This window comes from Massilistercora timonensis, assembly GCF_048354975.1.
Classification (GTDB): Bacteria; Bacillota; Clostridia; order Lachnospirales; family Lachnospiraceae; genus Massilistercora; species Massilistercora timonensis.
On record NZ_DBGCJQ010000025.1, the window covers coordinates 1 to 3,153 of the forward strand.

Annotated in this window: 6 protein-coding genes; 2 read left to right on the forward strand and 4 right to left on the reverse strand. The window is 52.3% G+C overall.

What is annotated here, in order from left to right; all coding sequences use genetic code 11:
* Positions 1 to 727: 727 nt before the first annotated feature.
* Together ACML7B_RS02165 and ACML7B_RS02170 are read right to left on the reverse strand one after the other, a co-directional pair.
* Positions 728 to 1,015 (reverse strand): hypothetical protein, encoded by a 288-nt coding sequence (locus ACML7B_RS02165; protein WP_106788379.1) that lies wholly within the window; start codon positions 1,013 to 1,015, stop codon positions 728 to 730.
* Positions 1,008 to 1,520 (reverse strand): hypothetical protein, encoded by a 513-nt coding sequence (locus ACML7B_RS02170; RefSeq protein ID WP_418539152.1) that lies wholly within the window; start codon positions 1,518 to 1,520, stop codon positions 1,008 to 1,010. Before ACML7B_RS02170 ends, ACML7B_RS02165 begins: the two co-directional genes overlap by 8 nt.
* 138 nt (positions 1,521 to 1,658) lie before the next feature.
* Between ACML7B_RS02170 and ACML7B_RS02175 the strand changes: the two genes are divergently transcribed.
* On the forward strand, positions 1,659 to 1,802 hold the full coding sequence (locus tag ACML7B_RS02175) for a hypothetical protein (RefSeq protein ID WP_346708502.1): 144 nt from the start codon (positions 1,659 to 1,661) through the stop codon (positions 1,800 to 1,802).
* 55 nt (positions 1,803 to 1,857) lie between these two features.
* Here the strand turns inward: ACML7B_RS02175 and ACML7B_RS02180 are convergent, their stop codons facing one another.
* Both ACML7B_RS02180 and ACML7B_RS02185 read right to left on the reverse strand, forming a co-directional pair.
* Positions 1,858 to 2,088, reverse strand: a complete 231-nt coding sequence (locus ACML7B_RS02180) for a chorion class high-cysteine HCB protein 13 (protein ID WP_346708501.1) — start codon at positions 2,086 to 2,088, stop codon at positions 1,858 to 1,860.
* 67 nt (positions 2,089 to 2,155) lie between these two features.
* The gene (locus tag ACML7B_RS02185; RefSeq protein WP_418539154.1) at positions 2,156 to 2,791 is read right to left on the reverse strand and encodes a DnaJ domain-containing protein; all 636 of its coding nucleotides are present in this window, start codon (positions 2,789 to 2,791) and stop codon (positions 2,156 to 2,158) included.
* 104 nt (positions 2,792 to 2,895) lie between these two features.
* On the opposite strand from ACML7B_RS02185, the gene ACML7B_RS02190 reads away from it, so the two are divergent.
* Positions 2,896 to 3,153: S8 family serine peptidase (locus tag ACML7B_RS02190; protein WP_418539156.1), on the forward strand; the 258-nt coding region annotated here is incomplete at its 3' end.

Here is a 3,153-nt window from a genome sequence, read left to right on the forward strand (position 1 = left end):
GTCCGCATGAAGATCCTCCTGAGTATGCAATTGTCGATTCATAAGTACCTCACTTTCATTATAGGAAACAAGACTACATGCTGCAACCTTTAAATGAGCTCAAAAAGGTCTGGAAATAAGTGGCGGAAACCGCCGGATAAAAAAATGACAGCCGGGAAAACCGGCTGAGGTGGAGAAAAGAATTCTCCAGAGGATTGTCTGTTCATTATAGTGGAGGGACAAAGAAAAAACAAGATGGCAGGATAGACAAATTGGCAGGGGAAATTTTATGAAGATTACCGAGAAGCGGGGACGGTTGATTGCTCCGAGGCTGACGCTTAACCTCCGCAATCATCCGTCCCCTCCTTATCATCAACTTGCACGGCAAAATCCTGATAAGTGTTAGTCGGCCTGCGACCGGAAAGAAGATGGGTCAGGCTTTGGGGATGTCCTGACAGAATCAGAATGCGCAGAAAACGGAGTCAGCCCCTGTAGAGAATGCGTATTGGAGTGTTAGAATCCGTTACAGAAAAACACAAAAGATTTCATGGGAAGATTTGACTTCCAGTCAAATCTGAAAAGAGCCTGAGCAGGGAAATCATCAGATTTCCCTGCAAATTGCTCTAGTCATGAAATCTTTTGTGTTTTGATGTTAAGGATTCTTCACGAACATTTTCGGATTCGCCGCAGGGGCTGACTCCGTTTTCGTGCGTCTGATCGTTGCCATGTCATCCCTACAAATCTGCATCTACCGTCGCAGATAGGAATTCACCATCTGCATCATCCGGTCGATCTGTTCCTGCTCCTCCCTGGATTTCCCGTCTTTCAGGATTTCCATGATGAGGGAGATCTCTTCCGGCTCGAAGCGGATGCCTTTCTTGTTGGCGCTGGTGATGAGGGCCATCATGACAGGGGCCAGGGAATTGCCGCTTTTCCCCTGGGTCTGTTTTGCGGCAGTCCGGATCAGCTCCCGTTTTAAGGGATCGATCTTCTCCATGGCAGGGTGATCGATCCAGTCGTTTCTGTGTTCATTCATATTTGGAATCTCCTTTCTTTTCCGTTGGGGATGATTCTGCCAAAGGGTCAGTCATTACATCGTCGAAGAGGGCGGTGTATGTATCGAAGAGTTCCTGCTGCCCGGGGGACAGCATCTGTTTCATAAGATCCAGGGGAGAGAAGCCGGCGCGGGGCGCCTCTTCCTGACAGGCTGCCTCCGGGTTGGGATCCTGGGCAGCGTCGGCAGGGAATTTCTGCATCAGTTCCATCATATGCATCATGCCCTCCATCTGTTCCATGGTTTCCCGCTCTTCCGGACGGAGATAGGGCTTCAGGTCTTCCAGGGGAGAGCGGTCAGCTTCCCGTGGCGGGAAGCCCTGGAAATATTCCAGGGCAAGGCGGAACTCCTGGAACTTTACATAGACGGCCAGCATGCGCTGGGCGGAAGGGGGCGTATAGGGAAGGAGGAGCTTGAGGGTATAGAGCTGGTCTGTGGTGACAAGGCAGTCGAAGGGGGTCATAAGTTTCGGGGGTTTTGCTTCCATACCATACACGCTCCGGGAGATCACGTTGTAAATATATATGCAGGAAGCGGGGAGAAGAGACCGGCAAGGAGACCATTTCCCGGATTCTTTCATATATTGATAGGGCAGGGGAGTATGGGAAAGAAAGGAAGGAACAGGATGAACCGGAAGCTGATCATTGACGGGAATGCGGTCTATGAGATCGATGAGGAATGTATGCTGAGACGAAGGCTGGACCAGGAGAGCGGGGAGGAGAAAGAGGACCGGCCGGAGTCCATTTCCCATAAGAGGGAGGACCCTTAAGACAGAGAAAACGGACGGAGTGCTGTACTCCGTCCGTTGGTTTTTCTATCTGTAATTAGCAGCCACAATCATTGTATCCGCCGCCAAAGCCGCCGCAGCAGCACAGGAGCAGGATGATCCACAGGCAGTTGTCGTTTCCGCCGAATCCGTTGCCGCAGCCACCGCAGCAGCACAGAAGCAGGATGATCCACAGGCAGTTATTCCCGCCAAATCCACATCCACAGTCTCCACGTCTCGGAGCGGCGTCACAACCGCAGCCACAGTTTGTAGCACTTAAATCGCTCATGTCAAGTCCTCCATATCGATTATTTACAGTACATCATATGCAGATGTGGAGGATGTGTGAGGCGGATTCAATATTTGATCAGCCGCTTTACTGAGTGCTGGTAGCGCATGGATTTGTTCTTCAGCCGCAGCTTGTCCATCACCGGGATCTCATTTTTCATGTGCTCGTCGTAAAGGGTGAGAAGATAGGCGGTGGTGAAGTTCCGGTTCTTGTACCAGGCAAAGAGCAGCCAGTTCATGATGTCCGGATGCCAGTAGCGCTCCGGGATCTGCCCTTCCCGCAGTGTGAGGATGTGCCGGAGGGCCTGCAGGGCCAGCTGGGCGATGCGGCTGGTCTCGTCTTTCTGACGAAAGAGGGCGTCGCTCTCAGTGACGATGTCGTAGAGGTCGTTGGAGGCCTTCCAGTAGGTGACAAAAGCCGGGTCCTCCTGAGCCTCATTTTCAGCGGCTTCGTGGAGGTCAAAGGTCTGCATGACGGCGGACCGGCCTGCGATCCTGCGGTCATAATCCGCCCGCGTGGTCTCGTTGGACAGGATCTGGTAGGCTTCCAGGACTTCCTGCATAAGCGCTGTGGTGTCGATGCCTTTTCTCATATTTACATCTGGGTGGTACTCTTTGGCAAGCCGGTTTTTGGCTGCAGTGATCTCAGCCAGGCTGGCTGTCGAAGAAACCCCCAGGATCTGGTAATACGTTTTCCCTTCCATATTGATACTCCCCTTATCAAATGTCCATCAGGAACACATTTATTCTACGACAAATTCACTGAGAAATCAATTGGAGAATATGCTAATAAGAAAAAGGATCGATCATGGACCGAGTGAAACAGGCAGTGCACTACTGGTGCGCGGATACGAAGAATGGAAGCTGTATGGGACAGGATGTGACTGTGGCCATTTTAGATAGCGGACTTGCGCCCCACCCGGATTTTCAGGGGCGGGTGGCGGCGTTCCAGGATTTTGTGGAAGGAAGGAGGGAGGCTTACGACGACAACGGACACGGGACCCATGTGGCCGGGATCCTGGCCGGGGACGGCAGGATGTCCAGGGGCGTGTTCGCCGGGATGGCG

What these genes read in the sequence shown, in the direction of transcription:
- ACML7B_RS02170 (WP_418539152.1), bottom strand. Translation starts at nt 1,520, where the DNA reads ATGGAAGCAAAACCCCCGAAACTTATGACCCCCTTCGACTGCCTTGTC.
- ACML7B_RS02180 (WP_346708501.1), bottom strand. Translation starts at nt 2,088, where the DNA reads ATGAGCGATTTAAGTGCTACAAACTGTGGCTGCGGTTGTGACGCCGCT.
- ACML7B_RS02185 (WP_418539154.1), bottom strand. Translation starts at nt 2,791, where the DNA reads ATGGAAGGGAAAACGTATTACCAGATCCTGGGGGTTTCTTCGACAGCC.
- ACML7B_RS02165 (WP_106788379.1), bottom strand. Translation starts at nt 1,015, where the DNA reads ATGAATGAACACAGAAACGACTGGATCGATCACCCTGCCATGGAGAAG.
- ACML7B_RS02175 (WP_346708502.1), top strand. Translation starts at nt 1,659, where the DNA reads ATGAACCGGAAGCTGATCATTGACGGGAATGCGGTCTATGAGATCGAT.